We start from the raw sequence: 20,102 nt of genomic DNA, 5'->3' as shown, positions 1-20,102 counted from the left end.
TTACATAGAACGAAAATTATTTTTCTACTGATAAGCCCATGATGTAAGTTGCAAGAGCTTCAATTTCTTCATCAGATAAATCACCGTAGATAGGCGCAGTGCCTTCAGCATTCATCATTAAGTTACCTGGTTTAAATTCCTCAGGGTTTTTAATCCAAGCTTTTAAGCTTTCTTCATTATGCTCTAAGAAACCAGCAACACGGTTACGGTCACCAAACGTAGTTAAGTTTGGACCTGGTGTACCACCTGCTCCAGAACCAGAGATAGCATGACAGCCTAAGCAGCTATTAGCAAAAGTTGCTTCACCAAGATCAGTTGAAGCTTTGTCAGCTGTTTGTCCTTCTGTCGCTTTCATTGCATCAACCCATGCGTCAAATGCATCTGGGCTTAACGTTTTTACTTTAAAGTCCATTAATGCATGTGAAGGTCCACATAATTCAGCACATTTTCCATAAAATACGCCATCTTTAAGATCTTTTGATTCTTTATCGAATACTAAGTAGAATTTGTTTAAGTTTTCTACGTTTGTATCCATTTTACCGCCTACAGCAGGAATCCAGAATGAGTGCTTAACATCGGCAGCTTTTAAATTAAAGTAAACTTTTTCACCTGTTGGTACCACTAGCTCTTGAGCCGTTACGATACCTTGGTTAGGATATTCGAATTCCCACCAGTATAATTTTGCCGTTACATTGATCGTTAGGGCTGTTTTGTTCCCTTCTTCATCTACTTCATCCATTGCAGCTACATCTGCAAATTTATAAGTAGTTGTAACAACTGGTACAGCGATAATTAATAATAAAATAATCGGAATAACTGTCCAAATCACTTCTAAAGTATGACTACCCTCTACTTGCTTAGGGATAACATTTTCACCAACGCGTGAGCGACGGTATTTTAGGAATGCAAGTAAATAAATAACGGATACTATTACTACTACTAGCGTCATAATTACAGTAGTTAACAGTAATAAATTCAATTGTTGTTTACCTACTTCTCCAGATGGTTTTAGTGTAGAAAGATAATCTTCACCACAACCTGAAAGGAAAACCATCATCACTGCTAGAAGTGAAAAAAGACGCCATTTTTTAAGCCCTTTCATCATAGCTTAATTAAACCCCTCTTTCTTTGTTGTATTTTCATGTGTACCTAGGACATCAGTTCTGTCTATATGAATTCTTATAAAAAGAAAGAATCCCTAACTTTAGCTAAACACCGCAAATATTATGATGGATACAAATAGTATGGTCATATGATTCAACGAATAAATAAACATTTTATTTGCCCATTTCATATCATCTTTTGTTGTAAAGCCCTTCAGAGCTAGTATTAACCAACCCAAGTTCAATGCAGTAGCAAGAGTTAAAAAGCCAATTCCAAGCTCTGTTAAAAGGAAAGGTAACGGTAATAATAAAAGAATCCAGAATAACATTGAGTACTTTGTACGTTTAAATCCCTTTATAACAGGTAGCATTGGTATTTTAGCTGCACGATATTCCTCCGTCCGTTTCATTGCAAGCGCATAGAAATGTGGTGGTTGCCATGCAAACATGATAAGGAATAAGGCTAGTGCTCCTGGACCTAAGGCAGGCTCAATCGCTGCGAATCCAATAACAGGAGGAATAGCCCCCGAAATACTACCTACAACCGTGTTACTAACATGCTTCCTCTTTGACCACATTGAATACAGAACGACATAAGCAAATATTCCTACTAGTCCCCACATGCCGGCTGCAAACGATGCCGCAAATAACAAAATTTCACCTACAATTAAAAATGAGAGGGCAATGGTCAACACAAGGTTTGGCTTAAATCTGCCTGTCACTGTCGGTCTTGCCTTTGTTCTTTTCATGATTGGATCTATATCCTGATCAATGAAGTTATTCATTGCACCTGAGCCACCAATGATTAATGCCGCACCCAGCATGGTGTAAAATATGACATCAAGCTCTTGCAAGAAATGTCTACTAGTAAACTGAAAAGCCAGCCACATCCCTGTAAACGTTGTGACAAGATTCGAGTTAACGATTCCAATTTTTATTAGTGCTAAGAAATCTTTTACAACAGATGTTGTTTCTGGACCAGGATTTCTAGTAGCCGCCAGTGTACGACCGTTTGACATAATACCTCTCCTTTCATTTTTGTAAGCATATTCCGCTAACAATAACTATAGCGAAATTTGCGATTGATTTCTAGACATTAAGTGAAATTTAGATGAAGTTGTAAAAATTAGTTTTGTCTAGAAATATAATTAAAAACAACATATCTATAGTAAAACATTTTCTAAAATGAATTGTGAAGGTTAAAGCACGAAATTATGAACAATTTGTGAAATGGAATCGACATCTAGTAGTCCCTTCTCTTTACAAGTTGTTTTTTATACGTATTTTCGATATTATCTAGTAGCAGAAACATTACGTTCTTGTAATGTTGATAGATAAAGTAGGTGACTCATTTTATGCAACACAACAGGTATTTGAAGTGGTTTGCTGTTGCCGCTACAGTAGGGATGCTCCTTATATTACTAGGTGGGGCTCTCGTTACCAAAACAGATAGTGGCCTAGGCTGTGGTCGAAACTGGCCTGATTGTAATGGATCTCTTATTCCAAAGGAGATTACACCAGAAGTCCTTATTGAATTCTCACATCGTCTCGTAACAGGAGTTGTATCTATTTCAATTCTTGTATTAACCGTTTGGACATGGCGTAAGCTCGGACATATTCGCGAAGTAAAACTATTAGGTTTCTTAGCAATGTTTTTCTTAATCGCGCAAGCTCTTATTGGAGCAGCTCAAGTATTATGGGGGCAAGGTGATTTCATCTTAGCACTTCATTTTGGGATATCTCTGATTTCCTTTGCTGCGGTTCTTCTTCTCTCTATGATTGTATTTGAAGTCGATCGGAAATTTGATGCCGATAACGTATTTATCGGTAAAAAGTTACGTTGGCATACAATTGCTGTCACAATTTATTCTTATTTAGTCGTTTATACTGGGGCGCTAGTTCGTCATACAGATTCGAGCTTAATTTGTCCTGATTGGCCATTTTGCTATAATGAAACACCATTAGCACCCCCGAATAATATGTATGAATGGGTGCAAATGGGACATCGATTAGCTGTTCTTATTATTTTCATTTGGATTGCATACATAACTTGGCACGCTGTAAAGGAATATAAACATCAACGTGTTATATACTATGGATGGATAATTGCCTTTACTATAGTAGTTTTACAAGTTATTGCAGGTATGTTAGTAGTCCTTACTAAACTGAATTTAACGGTAGCTTTACTGCATTCATTATTTATTTCCCTTTTATTCGGTTTATTATGCTATATGATCATGCTAGTTGCTCGAAGTAATTATAATGAGAAAAAGAAATAGCCCATTAAAAAAGATTCGCCACCAACGATGTGTCGAATCTTTTTTCTATGACAATTTTGGTTTCTTCATAGCTTCTATAATTCCAACAATGAAGATAATCATGGACACTAGTGCATAATCCTAAAAAAATGTTGGAAAAGAAATGTCAAAATATAGACAAATTAACGTTACGAGTCGGTATAATAATAATTTATCGCTTACACACAATAACAAAGGTTATATAGATGCTAATAAAAGCATCTATATAACCTTTTTTCACGACTATTTATTCAATTTCAATTAATAGATCCCCTGTTGAAATGGCATCTCCTGCACTTGCGTATACCTCTTTAACAATACCATCTTTAGGTGCTTGTACAGTTGTTTCCATTTTCATAGCTTCTGTAATTAACAGGTGATCACCACGTTTAACAGGACTACCTTTAGAAACAACAACTTTCAGCACAGTACCTGGCATTGTAGCACCGATTTGGTTTGGATTGCTTGGATCGGCTTTTAATGCTAGATTACCATCAACTTCAACTGTCATATCCTGAATCACCAATTCACGCGATTGTCCATTAAGCTCAAAGTAAAGGACACGTGTTCCATTGTGTTGTGGTTCCCCGATTGAAACGAGTTTAATAATCAATGTTTTGCCTTTTTCAATTTCGACCTCAATAATTTCTCCAAGCTTTAAGCCATATAAGAATGTCGGTGTGTCAAGAACTGAAATATTGCCAAAGGATTCTGCTGTTTTCGCATATTCCTCAAAGACTTTTGGGTAAAGTGCATAAGCTAGTACATCTTTTTTCGTAACTGGACGATTTAACTTTTCCTCTAGTACAGCCTCTAATTGATCAAACTGAATAGGCTCTAATAATTCTCCTGGACGAACTGTAATTGCTTCACGATCTTTTAACACTACTTGTTGTAATGCCTCTGGGAACCCGCCATGTGGCTGCCCAAGATAACCTTGGAAGAATTCAATCACAGAATCTGGGAAGTCAATCGTTTTTCCTCTTGTTAAGACCGTATTTTCGTCTAGATCATTTTGCACCATAAATAAAGCCATATCACCTACCACTTTTGAAGATGGTGTAACTTTAACAATATCTCCAAATAGTAGATTTACACGGGAATACATGCGTTTCACTTCTTCCCATCGATCACCAAGCCCTACAGCTTTTGCTTGCTGCTGTAAGTTACTATACTGACCACCAGGCATCTCATGCACATAAATCTCAGAATGTGGGCTGATCATGCCACTTTCAAAATCTTTATAGTATTTACGAACATCTTCCCAGTAGTACGATAATTTTTCTAATGCATCGATATCTGCTCGTACCTCACGCTTGCCGCCTTTCATTGCATAGTACAAGGAGTTTGCACTCGGTTGAGATGTTAGGCCTGCCATAGATCCAAGCGCTGTATCAATAATATCAACACCTGCTTCTATCGCTTTAGCGTATAAGTAAATTCCATTGCCACTAGTATCATGTGTATGCAAGTGGATTGGCAGACTTGTCGTCTCTTTTAACTCAGAAATTAAACGGTACGCCGCTTCTGGTTTCAATAAACCAGCCATATCTTTAATAGCTAAAATATGGGCGCCAGCTGCTTCAAGCTCTTTCGCCATATCCTTATAGTATTGCACCGAATATTTCACACGGCTGTCATCGAGGATATCCCCTGTATAACAGATTGCCGCTTCAGCAATTTTTCCTGATTGACGCACAGCATCTATTGCTACTTCCATGCCTTTAATCCAATTCAAGCTATCGAAAATACGGAATACATCAATTCCTGATGAAGCTGATTCAGCGATAAATTCTCGGATTAGATTGTCAGGATAGTTTGTATAACCAACAGCATTAGCTCCACGCAGTAACATCTGGAATAGCACATTCGGCACTTGCTCACGCAGTTTCGCTAGTCGCTCCCATGGATCTTCTTTTAAGAAGCGATACGCTACATCGAATGTTGCACCGCCCCACATTTCCAGCGAGAATAACTGATGCATCATGCGAGCTGTTGCATCTGCAATTTGATACATATCCTGAGAACGAACACGTGTTGCAAGTAGAGATTGGTGTGCATCACGGAATGTAGTATCTGTAAGTAGTACGTCTTCCTGTGCTAAAATCCACTGCACTAAGCCATCTGCTCCCTGTGTATCTAAAATTTGCTTTGTACCTGCTGGAGGTACAATTAAAGGATCAATTTTAGGTTGGTTTGGCTGAACAAAGATAGGTTTTGACTTCTTCTCTACACCAGGGAAGCCATTTAAGGTCACATTCCCTATGTAGCTTAACAGCTTTGTTCCACGGTCTTTACGGACAGGAAACTCGAAAAGCTCTGGTGTTGTATCAATAAAGCTAGTATCAAAGGCACCTGATAAAAACTTCTCATGTGTCACCACATTATTTAAAAACGGAATATTTGTTTTAACGCCACGAATACGGAATTCTTTTAAATTACGATCCATTTTCGCAGCAGCTTCTTTAAAGTTCATACCCGAAGTGGAAATTTTCACCAACAAAGAGTCGTAGTATGGTGTTACGACAGCACCCTGGAACCCATTCCCAGCATCTAATCGCACGCCAAAACCACCACTTGAACGGTAAACCATTAACTTTCCTGTATCTGGCATAAAGTCATTTGCAGGGTCTTCTGTTGTCACACGGGCTTGAATGGCATAGCCAATCATTGGCATATCTTCTTGCTTTGGCATATGAATTTCTTCACTGTGAAGTCCATAGCCTGCCGCTACCTTAATTTGGGCATGGACGATATCAACACCTGTAATCATTTCTGTAATTGTATGTTCTACTTGAATGCGAGGGTTTACCTCGATGAAATAAAAATCGTCTCCTGCGACTAAAAATTCCACTGTCCCTGCATTTATGTACGAGACATTCTTCATTAATTTCACAGCAGCATCGCAAATACGATTTCTTAACTCTTGTGAAATCGAATGAGATGGCGCAATTTCTACCACTTTTTGATGACGACGCTGAATTGAGCAATCACGCTCATATAAATGCACAATATTGCCATGTTTATCGCCAATAATTTGTACTTCAATGTGTTTGGGTTTTATGATTGCTTTTTCTACATATACTTCATCGGAACCAAAAGCAGCCTTTGCCTCAGATTTTGCTCTTTCATAGGAGGAAGCAAGATCCTCTGGCGTATGGACTAGACGCATCCCTCGACCACCACCGCCAAGTGCTGCCTTAATCATAACTGGATAGCCATAATTGCTAGCAAACGTCTCGACCTCTGCTAGATCGGCTACTGGGCCATCTGTACCAGGAATAACAGGAATCTCAGCCGCAATGGCTTGAGAACGTGCTTTGACCTTATCTCCGAACATATCTAAATGCTGAGAAGTTGGTCCGATAAAGACAATGCCCTCTTCCTCACAGCGACGTGCAAATTCCACGTTTTCTGATAAAAAACCATACCCTGGATGAATCGCATCAACATCTGCATCTTTTGCGATGGCAATAATACCTTCAATATCTAAATAAGCATCGATTGGTTTCTTGCCAGCTCCCACTAAATAAGCTTCATCTGCCTTAAAGCGATGAAAAGCACCACTATCTTCTCTTGAATAGATGGCAACAGTTTGGATATTCAGCTCCGTACAAGCACGGAAAATACGAATTGCAATTTCTCCTCGATTGGCTACGAGAATTTTGTTGATTGATTCCATAGGTATCCCCCTTTATGATTGTGTTTTTTTCCTCTCTACCTTTTCAAACATAGAAACATTGATCAATATTCCCATCGCTAAAGATAGAATGATTATAGATGTACCGCCATAGCTTATAAAAGGTAACGTTACACCGGTTAACGGGATTAACCCGGTTACACCCCCAAGATTAATAAACGACTGCCAGCCTATCCAGCTCGCAATACCAGCCGCAATCATGCGTGCCAATGGATCTTTTGTTCGCAATGCAATAGAAAAACCTTTATATACAATAAATCCTAAACCACCTAGGACAATTAAAACTCCCCATATTCCTAATTCCTCCATAATAATTGCCATAATAAAATCTGTTTGTGGTTCAGGTAAGTAACCTAGTTTTTGAATGGATTGACCTAGACCACGTCCCTCTAAGCCGCCTCCGCCAATGGCATAATAACTATTCACCACTTGATGACCACTACCATCCTCATATTCAAACGGATTTAAGTAAGATAATATCCGTCCTTTTCGATTTCCTGTTAGTAGCTCTCCCTTAAATACCCATAGAATACCAAGAATAGCTGTACCAAATGCACCTAATACACCGAAAAATTTCCAAAATGTTTTAAATGGAATACCACTTGAAGCTACCACTGAAACAGCAATACCACATAGAATAATGACTGCTCCTAAGTCTGTTTCAAAGGCTACCCCAGCAACTACTAAAATCCATAGAAAAATTGGATAAAAAATTTCAGTAGGTTGTAGCTTTTCAAACGTATATTTTTGCGCTTTTCGATAAAAAGCAGCTGCAAAATATAAAATTATAAATAGTTTCGCATACTCCGAAGGCTGGAAATTCCCTAATCCTGGGATAGCAATCCAACTTTGAGAGCCTACTTCATCTGCCCCATGACCAAATAATTTTAACCATGTGAATAACACCGCCAATACGACCGTTAGTAACAACATAATATTCTTATTCGCATAATGTTTATATGGGAAAAAGGCGGTCACTATAAAGCCGAGGAAAGCCACCATTAAATTAGTCACTTGTTTTTGATAAAAATAATCAGGTGCCTGTTCTTTCTGTGCAATAGCAACCATCATACTTGAACTGTAAATCATTATTAACCCAAATAAACTTAATAATAGGACCGTAAAAAATAAGGGGTAATCAAAATTTTGTGCATAGCGTTTTAAGTATTGTCTCATTGGAAAACCTCGTTCTAGTAAAAAAACTCAAAGCGCAAAGAAGCGTTTGAGTTTTTCTTTTTATTTGTCTGTATACGCGTCGTGTAGTACAGAAAGTTCCTTCTCGAGTGAATCGAGAATTTCTTTGCCTTTTTCACGTTCAATCAATCCAAGCTTCACAGCAAAGTCAATTTCACGTGATAGACCGAACATTTGTGTATCTAATACTTCCTCATATAAAGGGCATTGTGGCATTGTTAAATGATCCATTTGTACTCGAATAAGGCGAGCAATCTTATCTGCATCAGCAACTAATAGCTCCAAAGCCTTCTCTTGAAAAGAAGTTTGTGATTTCGTATCCATGAGGACGCCCCCATTATCTGATATTTCTTCGATTCTATCTTAATAAAGTTTATCTTTTAGTCGATAAAAATGCAAGTGTCTTCATTGGAAAATAGAGATTTCGAATTATATTTCTTTATTATCTCTAGGCATTAGCGTTATACTATGTCATGGATATACAAGATTTGAGGAGGATTTCTATTATGGAAACAATAATTCCTATCACAGGTGCAGTCACATACCAACTAACATTAGATCCTACTGTGTGGATTTTCGATGATCGTAAATTAGATTTAAACACTTACTTCACTACTCAAAATGTTGAGGAAGATGCTGACGTCAAATATATGCGTGAAGTAGGAGCACACTGGTCACGTGAAATTATGGAAGGAGCAACATTCCCACCTACATTAAAATCAGAAAGGAAATTTGACCGTAAAGGAATGGAGACAGGTACATTTGGTATCGAATTAAGTCATTTCTTGAAAAATGCTGAAATTAAACCAGAAGCGACAACAATCGTCTTAACTTGCAAAGATGGGCAAGAATATCCTTTCACAATTGAAGAAGCTTATACACTTATTTTAAAATATAGCCAAGACGGTAAGCCTCTTTTAGAAGACGGTCCAATCCATGTATTACTAAGAGACGGTTCAAATATTGACAATCCTATTAAAAACGTATCAGCCATTCGCGCTGAATAGGAGGGAATGCAATGCGCGTTAAATGCGTTATTTGCGATACGATTCATAATTTAGATGATAATTTACCTTTAGCCAAAAAATTGCGTAATCGACCAATTCATACTTATATGTGCAATATTTGTCATGATCGCATTTCGGAAAATACTGTAGCACGAATGGAAACAGGCAATTTCCGTTTTTATCGTACTTCACCCCAGATGGATAAAGAATTTTAACTAAAGAACAGATTAAAAAGAGGTGCCTCTATTTTGGGACACCTCTTTTTTCTACTATGCATTATTTTTAATAATCGTCTTTTCAACTAATTCTACAACTTGATACATAATGGTAGCAAAAAAGGCAATGATCAGAAGTGACATAAGGACAAGGTTAAAATTAAATACTTGGAAGCCATAGATAATTAAATAACCAAGTCCTTTTGAAGCTACTAAAAATTCCCCTACAATAACCCCTACCCATGATAAACCAACATTCACTTTCAAGGTCGAAATGATCGTAGGAAATGAGGCAGGCAAAATGACCTCACGAAAGATTTGCCATCTTGTCGCTCCAAAGGTTTGTAAAACCTTACTATAATTTGGATCGACACCTTTAAATGCCGTATATACAACAATCGTTGTAATAATGATGGATATTAATGCACCCATAGCTATGATGGAAAAATAACCTGGACCGAGTGCCACAATCAAAATCGGACCAAGTGCAACTTTTGGCATCGCGTTTAAAATTACTAAATAGGGATCGAGTACTTTTGATAGTAACGGAGACCACCACAAGACAACAGCTATCAATGTTCCTAATAAAGTCCCCGCTAAAAAGCCAATTACGGTCTCCATTAATGTAACACTCACATGCAATGTTAAAGAACCATCACTGACTTTTTCAATAAATGTATGCCATACATGAGTTGGCGAGCTAAAAATTAACCGATCAATCCATTCTAATCTTGAAAGCAGCTCCCATCCTCCAAAGAATAGCAGTAAAATAATAAGCTGATACACTCGAACATAGCGTTTTTCTTTTTTTAACAATTGCTGATATTGCTTAAATAATGTATTATCCAAGGCTCTCCAGCTCCTTCCAAATAGTTTGGAAAATATCTGCATAGGCTGGATGCTGTCTTACATCAAAAGGTGATAGTTCATTAAGGGCTTTAGGAATTTCAAACACCTTGTGAACTGTCCCCGGATTTGCAGAAAATAGAACTACACGCTCACTCATTGCGATTGCCTCGCCAATATCATGTGTCACAAGAATAGCAGTCTTCTTATAAGTTTTTAATGTTTCCACCACTAAATCCTCAAGCTTTAATTTCGACTGATAATCTAATGCAGAAAATGGTTCATCTAATAATAAAATTTTCGGGTTTACAGCTAAGGTACGGGCAAGGGCGACACGTTGCCTCATACCCCCTGATAATTCTCGAGGATAATTATTCCCCACATGCGGTAATCCTACTTCCTGTAATAACGCATTGGCCGTTACTTTATGTGTTTTATGACTTTTCTCCATTATTTTCAAGCCAATTGTGACATTTTCTTCAATGGTCTTCCAAGGAAATAAATAATCCTGCTGAAGCATATAGCCAATGCTTGATTGATTACTTGCTGATAGCTTTTCACCATCTATATAAACATTGCCTTCAGTGGCAGGGAATAATCCTGCAATAATTGATAATAATGTGGTTTTACCGCAGCCACTCGGCCCAATAAACGAAACAAACTCTCCTTCATGAATGGCTAAACTGATATCACGTAATACTTCCTTTGCCTGTGTACTTGAAAAATAACTATGGTGAATATTCTCCAGCTGTAAAAATTCCATATTACTCAGCAGCCTTTTTGGCAAAAGTAGTGTTCACAAGTTTTCCATACTCCACTCGTTGAGGAAGTTCACCTGCTTCCTCCATAATTGTTTGCAAGTTATCCCACTCTCCTTCATCAAGGATTGGGTCAGTAGCATAAGAGCCTTGTGCTTTATATCGCTCAATTACAGTTTCAATTATCTCTATATCCACATTTTCAAAATACGGTTGAATAATCTTTGCTACGTCAGCAGCACTCTCATTTTGCACAAAATCCTGTGCTCGTTTCAAGGCATCTGTAAAAGCTTGAACAGTTGAAGATTCATCCTTTAAATAACTACTTTTGGCCATAAAGGACGTGTAAGGAAGATTACCAGACTCCGTTCCAAACGAAGCTACAATATAACCTTTTCCTTCTTTCTCAAAGACACTCGCAGTAGGTTCAAATAATTGAACATAGTCACCAGTACCTGATGCAAAAGCAGTAGCAATGTTGGCAAAATCAATATTTTGAATGAGCGTTAAATCATTTACAGGGTCGATGCCATGTTTTTTCAGCACGAATTCACCTGCCATTTGTGGCATTCCACCTTTACGTTGCCCCAAAAACGTTGAGCCCTTCAATTGATCCCACGAAAAATTATCTATCTTATCTCTTGCCACTAAAAAGGTACCATCCGTTTGTGTTAACTGTGCAAAATTTTGAATAGGATCATTTGCACCTTGTAATGTGACATAAATAGACGTCTCCGACCCAACTAAAGCTATATCAATTCCATCTGACAGTAACGCCGTCATCGTTTTATCGCCACCTGCAATCGTTTGTAGCTCAACTGAAAGACCCTCCTCCTCGAAGAAACCTTTCTCAAGTGCTACATATTGAGGCGCATAGAAAATTGAACGAGTTACTTCTCCTACTTTGACTTTTTCTAGCTCTGCTTTATTACATGCCGTCAAAGAAAGGAGTAACAAAGCAATGACACCTAATAATAAACCTTTTGTAAGCCAACGCATTCCCTTTCCTCCTTGATGTGTTGAAAATAAGCCTATCGACATTAACTTATTCACATAAGAAGATTTCGGTGCCTATCATTTTTTAATTTGTGTAGAGTGTGGGTGTTTTCTTCAGCTTGACTACAGGGAAAACGTACAAAAAAACAGCCTTAGCATTAAAACCGCTAAGACTGTTTATAACAGATAAAAAGTTCTTATTATAAAGTACGTAATTGTTATTGATTGGTAGCTTGTTGCTCTTCTCTTTTTTCACGCCAAAGTCTTGTTTTATAGACAATTAGAATTAAGGCCGCTACAATCAGACCTTCAATCATTGGTAAGAATAGGGCGAAGAATGTAAGCATGATACAACCTAAAAATAGGAACGCATAAATAATAATATTTTGAGATAACTTTAATTTCTTGGCAAAGCCTAGTTTATAGACAATGGCAGAAAGTACAAATACAAGAAGAAATACAACATAACCTGCTATTTCATAGCTTGGTAAATTTTCATATAAAAATCTAGTGATACCAGCCATTCTCCCATAAACTCGTGTTGTTTCATCTGTACCTGCCTGTGCAGCAACTTGAATAACATTTAGTTCACCCAATAAAGCGGACTTCAGATCCAAGACTCCTCTTCCTTTCGTGGAAGCAAAAAATTATTGTTCAGCGTTTTTTAGTTTTTTCGCTATTCTTTCACGTTCATTTTTATCTAGAATTTGTTTACGAAGGCGAATAGATTCTGGAGTGATTTCTAAATACTCATCATCATTTAAGAACTCTAATGCTTCTTCTAGTGTTAATAGACGTGGCTTTTTAATAACGTTTGTTGCATCTTTTGTCGCAGAACGAACATTCGTTTTTTGCTTCATTTTTGTTATGTTTACAGTGATATCATTATCACGTGTATTTTCACCAACAATCATACCTTCATAAATTTCAGTACCTGGCTCAACAAATAGTGTACCACGGTCCTCTACCTGCATCATACCATAAGTTGTCGATTTACCAGTTTCCATTGATACAAGAACACCTTGGTGACGTCCACCAATACGGCCTGGAATATATGGTTGGTAACAATCGAATGTATGGTTAATGATACCAAAACCTTTCGTCATAGACATGAATTCTGTTGTATATCCAATTAAACCACGTGCAGGAACAAGGAATGTTAAACGTACTTGGCCATTGCCATTGTTCACCATATCCAACATTTCACCTTTACGCGTACCAATCGATTCAATAACCGAACCTACATTTTCTTCTGGTACATCAATTTGTACACGTTCAAATGGTTCACATTTTACACCATCAATTTCACGAATGATAACTTGAGGTTTTGATACTTGTAGTTCAAAGCCTTCACGGCGCATATTTTCAATAAGAATTGATAAATGTAGCTCACCACGTCCAGAAACCGTCCATGCATCTGGTGAATCTGTATCTTCTACACGTAGAGATACGTCCGTTTGAAGTTGCGAACGTAAACGCTCTTCTACTTTACGAGCAGTTACCCATTTCCCTTCACGACCTGCAAACGGTGAATTATTCACTAAGAAAGTCATTTGTAATGTTGGCTCGTCTATACGTAATGGTGTTAAAGCTTCTTGATGTTCCACCGGACATACTGTTTCCCCAACGTTGATGTCTTCCATACCTGAAACAGCAATTAAGTCACCAGCTTTAGCTGATTGGATTTCTTCACGTTTTAAACCAAAGAAACCAAATAGTTTCGTTACACGGAATTGTTTCACAGTCCCATCTAACTTCATTAAAGCAACTTGTTGCCCTACTTCAATTGTTCCGCGGAATACGCGTCCAATCCCAATACGACCAACATAATCATTGTAGTCAAGTAATGCCACTTGGAATTGTAATGGATCTGCTGAGTTGTCTACTGGTGCAGGAATTGCTTCAATTACCTTTTCAAATAGACATTGCATATTTTCTTCTTGTTTTGCTGGATCAGCATCAAGAGAAGCTGTACCGTTTACACCTGATGCATACACAACAGGGAAATCTAATTGATCATCATCAGCGCCTAGCTCGATGAATAATTCTAATACTTCATCTACTACTTCTAAAGGACGAGCTGAATCTTTATCAACTTTGTTTACAACTACAATCGGTGTTAACTTTTGTTCCAACGCTTTTTTCAGTACAAAGCGTGTTTGCGGCATACAACCCTCATACGCATCGACAACTAGTAAAACGCCATCTACCATTTTTAAAATACGTTCTACCTCACCACCGAAGTCGGCGTGTCCAGGCGTATCAAGGATGTTAATACGAGTTCCGTTATAGTTTACTGCAGTATTTTTTGCTAAAATTGTAATACCACGTTCGCGTTCAATATCATTAGAGTCCATTGCACGTTCTTCAACATGTTCGTTTGAACGGAATGTACCTGATTGTTTTAATAATTGGTCGACTAAAGTAGTTTTACCATGGTCAACGTGGGCGATAATTGCGATATTGCGAAGATCTTGACGTAAGTTTGTCATTATTCCACTCCATATTCTTTTTTCGAATGTTTAACTGTGATATTATAGCACAAGAAGGATAGAAATGTCCTTATTAGAATTTCCATCATTCTAAAAAATATATTTGATCGACAAATTTTTTATATAGGAGGCTAGGCTATGAATCGTGCAAAAATCGTAATGGCCATCTATGCATTGGCAGCTGTATTAGCAATGTGTTCTATCGGCTACTCTGTTGCAGCTAGTAATGTATTTGGTGTAATAGCTGGTATTGTGGCTACTTGTGTCATTTTCATGACAGCCTTTAAAATGAAGCGTAAACTACGTGCGCAAGGATTACTTTAAAGAACATAAAAAGGAGCTGTCTAATAAATAGACGGCTCCTTTTTATTCATATGGCACTATATATTTTTCTAATAATTCTTTATGAATAGCGGGATTAGCAATAATAAATGTATCCTGATGAAGGAAATCAAAGCCTTCACCATGTAGATTTGTAGCAACTGCTCCAACTTCCTGAGCAATGATGGTCCCTCCTGCAATATCCCATGGCGCTAAACGCATAGAGACATAGGCATCTAATTTGCCACTTACAACAAATGCAATTTCCATTGCTGCGGAGCCATAGGACCGAGTACCGCGGACTTTTCGAACCATATCAATCACCTTTTCATGGTGAATATGTCGATTAGGTGCGACCCAATGTGCATTTATGCCAATGACAGACTCCTCCATTGTAACAGACTGTAGTTTACGCAATGGTGAATCATTATACCATGCCCCTTGCCCCTCTATGGCACTAAATAAATCCTCCCGCATGACATCAAATATGTAACCTAACTTTCCTACGCCATTGACAAAAATACCGATAGAAATCATAAAATGACGATGCTGTTTAACAAAATTCATCGTTCCATCAATTGGATCAATAATCCAAACTACCCCATCTAGTGATTTAACCTGTTCGCCCATTCCTTCTTCCCCTAGAATTTTGTGGGTTGGATCAAAGGCTTTAATTTGCTCAATAAAGAATAACTCCGTCTCTCGATCAATATTAGTAACGAGGTCATTTGCACCTGATTTTGTCTCAATTACTAGATTATACGAAAAAGCCTCCCGAATACGTCGCCCAGCTTCAAAAATAATATCTTTTGCAAATTTATCAATTTGTTGTAAATCCACTCATAACCCACCCTTCGAATATAAGAAAAGGCCTTTTATATAAATCGCTCTCGTATGTTTATGCTACCTTTTCCCACTACATCACAACTTTTGCTATATAAAACCTAGTACTACCTTATGATATAATTTCTATTTTACCCTTTGTCACAATAAAAATCACCTGCTGTCGGAATATTCAGCAAGTGATTTTTTAAATGGGTATTAGATTTTGATTACGCATAGGCGTGCAAACTTTCAAGTTCCATCTGAATTTCTGCCAGACGTTTTTTACTTTTTTCAATTTCCATGTCATTTTTTTCATTCATTGCTGCAAAGAGTGAAGCTAATTCATAATCTAATTCTAATTGTAAAATGTGCTCATATTGCTTTTCAATGTCAACTTTACGTATAATTTTTACGAACGGTTTCATAAAAAACACTTCCTTTTTTAAATTTTTTTACAAAAACTTTGCTCATTTGATAAAGTTCTTGTTATAAGATTTTTTCCCAAATTCAGCGTAAAATAAACCTTATAAAACGAAAGGAGTAAAATAAAATTGCCAAAAATAAAGTGGACAAACAAAGACTTTAAAGTTTTTACAATAGACGGTTTAGAACAGAGAATGGATGCTTTAAATTTACATGTACGTCCAAAGTTTAATCAGCTAGGTGAAGATTTTTCAGCATATTTCTCTAGCCAATTAGGTGAAGAATTCTTCCCGCATGTGGCTAAACATGCTCGAAGAACCGTTAACCCTCCAAAAGATAGCTGGGTTGCCTTCGCCCCTTATAAAAGAGGTTATAAATCATTGCCTCACTTTCAGATTGGTCTATGGCACACACATTTATTCATCGTCTTAGCTATTATTTATGAAGCGCCTCAAAAAAATGTTATGGCTGAGCGTTTACTAGCTCATAAATCTTTAATTGAGCAGCTTCCAGATGATTTTATCGTGTCAGGAGACCATATGTCCCCTGAGGCTGTTTCTCTCGAAGAGGCAAGAGAAGACAAGCTTGAAGAACTGCTTATTCGCCTACGAGATGTCAAAAAGGGTGAGTTCTTAATTGGGCGTCATATTCCAAAAGAACAAGCAACCAAACTAACAGTAAGCGAATTACATCAATTAACAGAAGACACATTTAACAGCTTACTTCCTCTTTACAATATTATTGTTGGAAAATAGGCTAACCTTATAAAGTTTTTTATTGATGTAGTTTATGCAATATGTCGTTTTTTAACACAAAAAAATAAAGAGTGGATGTGAGTTGATCTCACATCCACTTTTTTTAACGGCCATTTCTTGGGGTAACTTTTATAATCATTCCATCTTCGGCTTCCTTTGTTTGTTTTACAACTGGATAGCTAATGTAGCCACTCGCCTCTTCAAATTCGCGAAAAATTGATTTTTCCTCCGCTTGGGAAGGAACAATCTCTTTAAAGCGTCGATATTTAGCTAGCATAACTTCACGCTTGATGCCTTTTTCATAAGCTTTCTCAATTCCCTCAAAGAATTGAACAACATCCACAATCTCCTCTGTGGACCAATCAGTTGAAAACGGATAAGAGTATTCCATTCGACAAAACCACCTTTACGTTATTGCCCCCATTTTAACCGTATACTTTCAGCTTCTGCAACCATTCGCTTAATAAGATCATCAACGGTTGGGATATCGTGAATCATTCCAGTCACTTGTCCAGCCCAGCCAAAGCCTTGATCCTTATCACCATCGTAAATAAAGCGTTTATTTGCTGAACCACTTATAAATTCTTTCAACGCCTCATATGTTGGTGTCTTTTCCTCAATTTCCAAAATCTTTTCAGTAAATTCATTGCGTAATGCACGAGCTGGTGCACCAATCGAGCGCTTAATAATGGTTGTATCTGCCTCAGTACTTGCAACTAGTGCCTCTTTATAAGCCTCTGAAGCATCAACACACTCTCGTGTTGCTATAAAACGAGTGCCCATTTCAATGCCTTCAGCTCCCAATGCATGAGCAGCCATCCAGCCCCGTCCATCGCCAATTCCGCCAGAAGCAATGACAGGAATACTTACACTATCAACAACTTGGGGAACAAGAACCATTGTACCGACATCATCACGCCCCAGATGACCGCCACCTTCTTGACCCACTACCATTACAGCATCTGCCCCAAGCTGTTCAGCCTTTTGAGCTTGTCTACGAGCAGCTACAAGGACTAATTTTTTTATCGCTGTGCCTGCCAGCAAATTAAATATAGGCGCTGGATTCCCCCCCGTCATTGTAACAACTGGAACTTCTTCTTCGATTGCCACACGCACCATATCCTCATAGCCTGTACCATGCATACCAATCGCAAAATTTACGCCAAATGGTTTATCTGTTAATGTTCTTACCTTATGGATCTCTGCTCGTAATAATTCAGGATCTCGTAAACTCATAGCCGTTATTTGCCCTAAACCACCAGCATTCGACACCGCTGCAGCTAAATCAGCATATGCTAAATAGGCTAATCCCCCTTGAATAATTGGATATTTAACCTGTAAAAGATCCGTCACACGTGTATTCCAATTCATAGTACCTCCCCTTTCGTACAATACTATTTTCTCGGTATCCTGAAAAAAATCCTTTTATTTTTTTAGGAAAAGCCTATTTTTTCGTGTCGTTAGGTGCTATAATTCATTTGTTTTCTTAGATATTATAAAGTGAGGTGGTACCTGCGTTGTCACAATTAGAGACTCCATTGTTCGACGTATTACTAAAACATCGGAACAGACATCCCATTCAGTTCCATATTCCAGGCCATAAGAAAGGGCAAGGGATGGATCCTGCTTTCCGAGAATTCGTCGGCGACAACGTTTTATCAATCGATTTAATTAATATTGCTCCACTAGACGATTTACATTCACCAAAGGGTGCTATAAAAGAAGCGCAAAACTTAGCAGCTGAAGCCTTTGGTGCTGATCATACATTCTTTTCCGTTCAAGGTACTAGTGGCGCCATCATGACGATGATTCTGACCGTCGTCGGTCCAGGTGATAAAATTCTAGTGCCACGGAATGTTCATAAATCTATTATGTCGGCGATTGTATTCGCTGGTGCCATTCCAATTTTTATTCATCCTGAAGTTGACAGCGAATATGGGATTTCTCATGGCATATCCCCTGAAGCTGTTGAAAAAGCATTAAATGCTTACCCAGATACAAAAGCAGTACTTGTTATTAATCCAACATATTTTGGCTTTACAGCTGATTTAAAGCGTATTGTGGAGATTGCTCATGACCGTAATATTCCGGTAGTAGTAGATGAAGCGCATGGTGTACACATAAAATTCCATGATGACCTTCCATATTCAGCTATGGAAGCAGGTGCTGACATGGCAGCAACAAGCGTTCATAAGCTTGGTGGCTCCATGACACAAACGTCTATTTTAAATGTACGTGAGGGTCTTGTTTCTGCAAAACGTGTACAAGCTGTATTTTCTATGTTAACAACTACATCGACATCCTATCCATTACTTGCTTCACTTGACACAGCTCGACGTCAGCTAGCCATTCATGGATACGATTTAATTGACGATGCATTACGTTTAGCAAAGGATGCTCGTAAACGTATCAATCAAATCCCACATTTAAAGTGTGCAGGTAAGGAAAAGTTACATTCTTCTGCAACTTATGATATGGATCCATTAAAACTTCTGATTAGTGTGAAAGATTTAGGTATTTCTGGTCATCGAGCTGAGGAATGGTTGCGTTATAATGCCAATATTGAAGTCGAATTGTCTGACCTTTATAATATCTTATGTTTAGTGACTTTAGGAGATACAAAAAAGGAAATTAATCTTTTAATAAATGCGTTAACTCGTATGTCTAAAGCATTTGATTCTGAAGCGGCTATAACAGAGGCTTTGGTAAATGTTCCAGAAATTCCAGCTCTCGCCATGTCTCCACGTGATGCTTTTTATGCAGATACAGAAGTCGTTCCTCTTGCAGAAGCAGATAACTGTATTTGTGCAGAATTTATTATGGTATATCCTCCTGGGATTCCTATTTTTATTCCCGGGGAAATAATTACTCAAGAAAATATTCATTATATTCAAATGAATATTGAAGCAGGTTTACCCGTTCAAGGACCAGAGGATACAACATTAAAAACAATTCGTGTTATCAAAGAACGTAAGCCAATTTTCTAAAAAATAAAAGCTAGCTCTTCAATAAGATGGGCTAGCTTTTATATTTATAAAATACAGATTAGTAAACATTCTCTTCATTACAAAATCGCTATAATAGAATATTATCTGAAGTATTTTTTTAGTTGATTTTCACAATGACTAACCGCTTCTAGAAATAACCAATTATTACAATAAAAGGGTTGT

20 protein-coding genes are annotated in these 20,102 nt (G+C 37.7%); 6 read left to right on the top strand and 14 right to left on the bottom strand.

The genetic code is table 11. The features are described from left to right. Positions 1-16 precede the first annotated feature (16 nt). Together coxB and cyoE are read right to left on the bottom strand one after the other, a co-directional pair. Positions 17-1,105, bottom strand: a complete 1,089-nt coding sequence (gene coxB / locus L6W14_RS04105; protein WP_131521646.1) for a cytochrome c oxidase subunit II — start codon at positions 1,103-1,105, stop codon at positions 17-19. 99 nt (positions 1,106-1,204) lie between these two features. Then, positions 1,205-2,122 (bottom strand): heme o synthase, encoded by a 918-nt coding sequence (cyoE, locus tag L6W14_RS04100; RefSeq protein WP_131521647.1) that lies wholly within the window; start codon positions 2,120-2,122, stop codon positions 1,205-1,207. 336 nt (positions 2,123-2,458) lie between these two features. Here cyoE and L6W14_RS04095 point away from each other — a divergent pair, with 336 nt between their 5' ends. After that, positions 2,459-3,382, top strand: a complete 924-nt coding sequence (locus L6W14_RS04095; protein ID WP_048394700.1) for a COX15/CtaA family protein — start codon at positions 2,459-2,461, stop codon at positions 3,380-3,382. Between the two features lie 265 nt (positions 3,383-3,647). Here the strand turns inward: L6W14_RS04095 and pyc are convergent, their stop codons facing one another. Genes pyc through L6W14_RS04080 form a run of 3 tightly spaced genes read right to left on the bottom strand, consistent with a single transcriptional unit; the run spans position 3,648 to position 8,618 of the window. Further along, positions 3,648-7,082, bottom strand: a complete 3,435-nt coding sequence (pyc, locus tag L6W14_RS04090; RefSeq protein WP_131521648.1) for a pyruvate carboxylase — start codon at positions 7,080-7,082, stop codon at positions 3,648-3,650. Between the two features lie 12 nt (positions 7,083-7,094). Further along, positions 7,095-8,276: an FtsW/RodA/SpoVE family cell cycle protein gene (locus L6W14_RS04085; RefSeq protein ID WP_131521649.1), complete on the bottom strand. Its 1,182-nt coding sequence runs from the start codon at positions 8,274-8,276 to the stop codon at positions 7,095-7,097. 60 nt (positions 8,277-8,336) lie between these two features. Beyond that, on the bottom strand, positions 8,337-8,618 hold the full coding sequence (locus L6W14_RS04080; protein ID WP_004224778.1) for an Fpa/YlaN family protein: 282 nt from the start codon (positions 8,616-8,618) through the stop codon (positions 8,337-8,339). Positions 8,619-8,800: 182 nt separating this feature from the next. Between L6W14_RS04080 and L6W14_RS04075 the strand changes: the two genes are divergently transcribed. Both L6W14_RS04075 and L6W14_RS04070 read left to right on the top strand, forming a co-directional pair. Then, a complete protein-coding gene (locus tag L6W14_RS04075; protein ID WP_131521650.1) occupies positions 8,801-9,301 on the top strand; it encodes a molybdopterin-binding protein in 501 nt (166 codons plus the stop codon). Between the two features lie 11 nt (positions 9,302-9,312). Then, entirely contained in the window at positions 9,313-9,516 is a 204-nt protein-coding gene (locus L6W14_RS04070; protein WP_004224776.1) for a YlaI family protein, read from the top strand. A gap of 54 nt (positions 9,517-9,570) precedes the next feature. Here the strand turns inward: L6W14_RS04070 and L6W14_RS04065 are convergent, their stop codons facing one another. The 5 genes from L6W14_RS04065 to typA form a co-directional block, all read right to left on the bottom strand. After that, a complete protein-coding gene (locus L6W14_RS04065; protein ID WP_004224775.1) occupies positions 9,571-10,365 on the bottom strand; it encodes an ABC transporter permease in 795 nt (264 codons plus the stop codon). After that, the gene (locus L6W14_RS04060; protein WP_004224774.1) at positions 10,358-11,125 is read right to left on the bottom strand and encodes an ABC transporter ATP-binding protein; all 768 of its coding nucleotides are present in this window, start codon (positions 11,123-11,125) and stop codon (positions 10,358-10,360) included. The genes L6W14_RS04065 and L6W14_RS04060 overlap by 8 nt, the downstream gene beginning before the upstream one ends. Before the next feature lies 1 nt (position 11,126). Then, a complete protein-coding gene (locus L6W14_RS04055) occupies positions 11,127-12,119 on the bottom strand; it encodes an ABC transporter substrate-binding protein (RefSeq protein ID WP_131521651.1) in 993 nt (330 codons plus the stop codon). Positions 12,120-12,334: 215 nt separating this feature from the next. Next, entirely contained in the window at positions 12,335-12,733 is a 399-nt protein-coding gene (locus tag L6W14_RS04050; RefSeq protein ID WP_131521652.1) for a YlaH-like family protein, read from the bottom strand. A gap of 30 nt (positions 12,734-12,763) precedes the next feature. Further along, positions 12,764-14,608: a translational GTPase TypA gene (gene typA / locus L6W14_RS04045; protein WP_054549845.1), complete on the bottom strand. Its 1,845-nt coding sequence runs from the start codon at positions 14,606-14,608 to the stop codon at positions 12,764-12,766. Between the two features lie 138 nt (positions 14,609-14,746). On the opposite strand from typA, the gene L6W14_RS04040 reads away from it, so the two are divergent. After that, positions 14,747-14,932, top strand: a complete 186-nt coding sequence (locus tag L6W14_RS04040; protein ID WP_004224770.1) for a DUF5325 family protein — start codon at positions 14,747-14,749, stop codon at positions 14,930-14,932. Positions 14,933-14,974: 42 nt separating this feature from the next. Here L6W14_RS04040 and L6W14_RS04035 read toward each other — a convergent pair whose 3' ends face one another. Beyond that, positions 14,975-15,769: an inositol monophosphatase family protein gene (locus L6W14_RS04035; RefSeq protein ID WP_004224769.1), complete on the bottom strand. Its 795-nt coding sequence runs from the start codon at positions 15,767-15,769 to the stop codon at positions 14,975-14,977. A 212-nt stretch (positions 15,770-15,981) separates the two neighbouring features. Continuing rightward, on the bottom strand, positions 15,982-16,179 hold the full coding sequence (locus L6W14_RS04030; protein WP_004224768.1) for a hypothetical protein: 198 nt from the start codon (positions 16,177-16,179) through the stop codon (positions 15,982-15,984). Positions 16,180-16,305: 126 nt separating this feature from the next. Between L6W14_RS04030 and L6W14_RS04025 the strand changes: the two genes are divergently transcribed. Continuing rightward, positions 16,306-16,932, top strand: a complete 627-nt coding sequence (locus tag L6W14_RS04025; protein ID WP_237899522.1) for a YktB family protein — start codon at positions 16,306-16,308, stop codon at positions 16,930-16,932. Between the two features lie 103 nt (positions 16,933-17,035). Here L6W14_RS04025 and L6W14_RS04020 read toward each other — a convergent pair whose 3' ends face one another. Together L6W14_RS04020 and L6W14_RS04015 are read right to left on the bottom strand one after the other, a co-directional pair. Continuing rightward, complete coding sequence (locus tag L6W14_RS04020; RefSeq protein WP_048394723.1) at positions 17,036-17,323, bottom strand: UPF0223 family protein; 288 nt, start codon at positions 17,321-17,323, stop codon at positions 17,036-17,038. A 20-nt stretch (positions 17,324-17,343) separates the two neighbouring features. Then, positions 17,344-18,303, bottom strand: a complete 960-nt coding sequence (locus L6W14_RS04015; protein WP_237899520.1) for an NAD(P)H-dependent flavin oxidoreductase — start codon at positions 18,301-18,303, stop codon at positions 17,344-17,346. Between the two features lie 146 nt (positions 18,304-18,449). Between L6W14_RS04015 and L6W14_RS04010 the strand changes: the two genes are divergently transcribed. Beyond that, complete coding sequence (locus tag L6W14_RS04010) at positions 18,450-19,919, top strand: aminotransferase class I/II-fold pyridoxal phosphate-dependent enzyme (RefSeq protein ID WP_004224764.1); 1,470 nt, start codon at positions 18,450-18,452, stop codon at positions 19,917-19,919. The last annotated feature ends 183 nt before the right edge of the window (positions 19,920-20,102 follow it).

The organism is Lysinibacillus sp. ACHW1.5 (assembly GCF_022014815.1).
Lineage (GTDB): Bacteria > Bacillota > Bacilli > Bacillales_A > Planococcaceae > Lysinibacillus > Lysinibacillus capsici.
The sequence above is the reverse complement of the archived record's forward strand: the minus strand, read 5'-3'. Positions and strand labels throughout refer to the sequence as shown.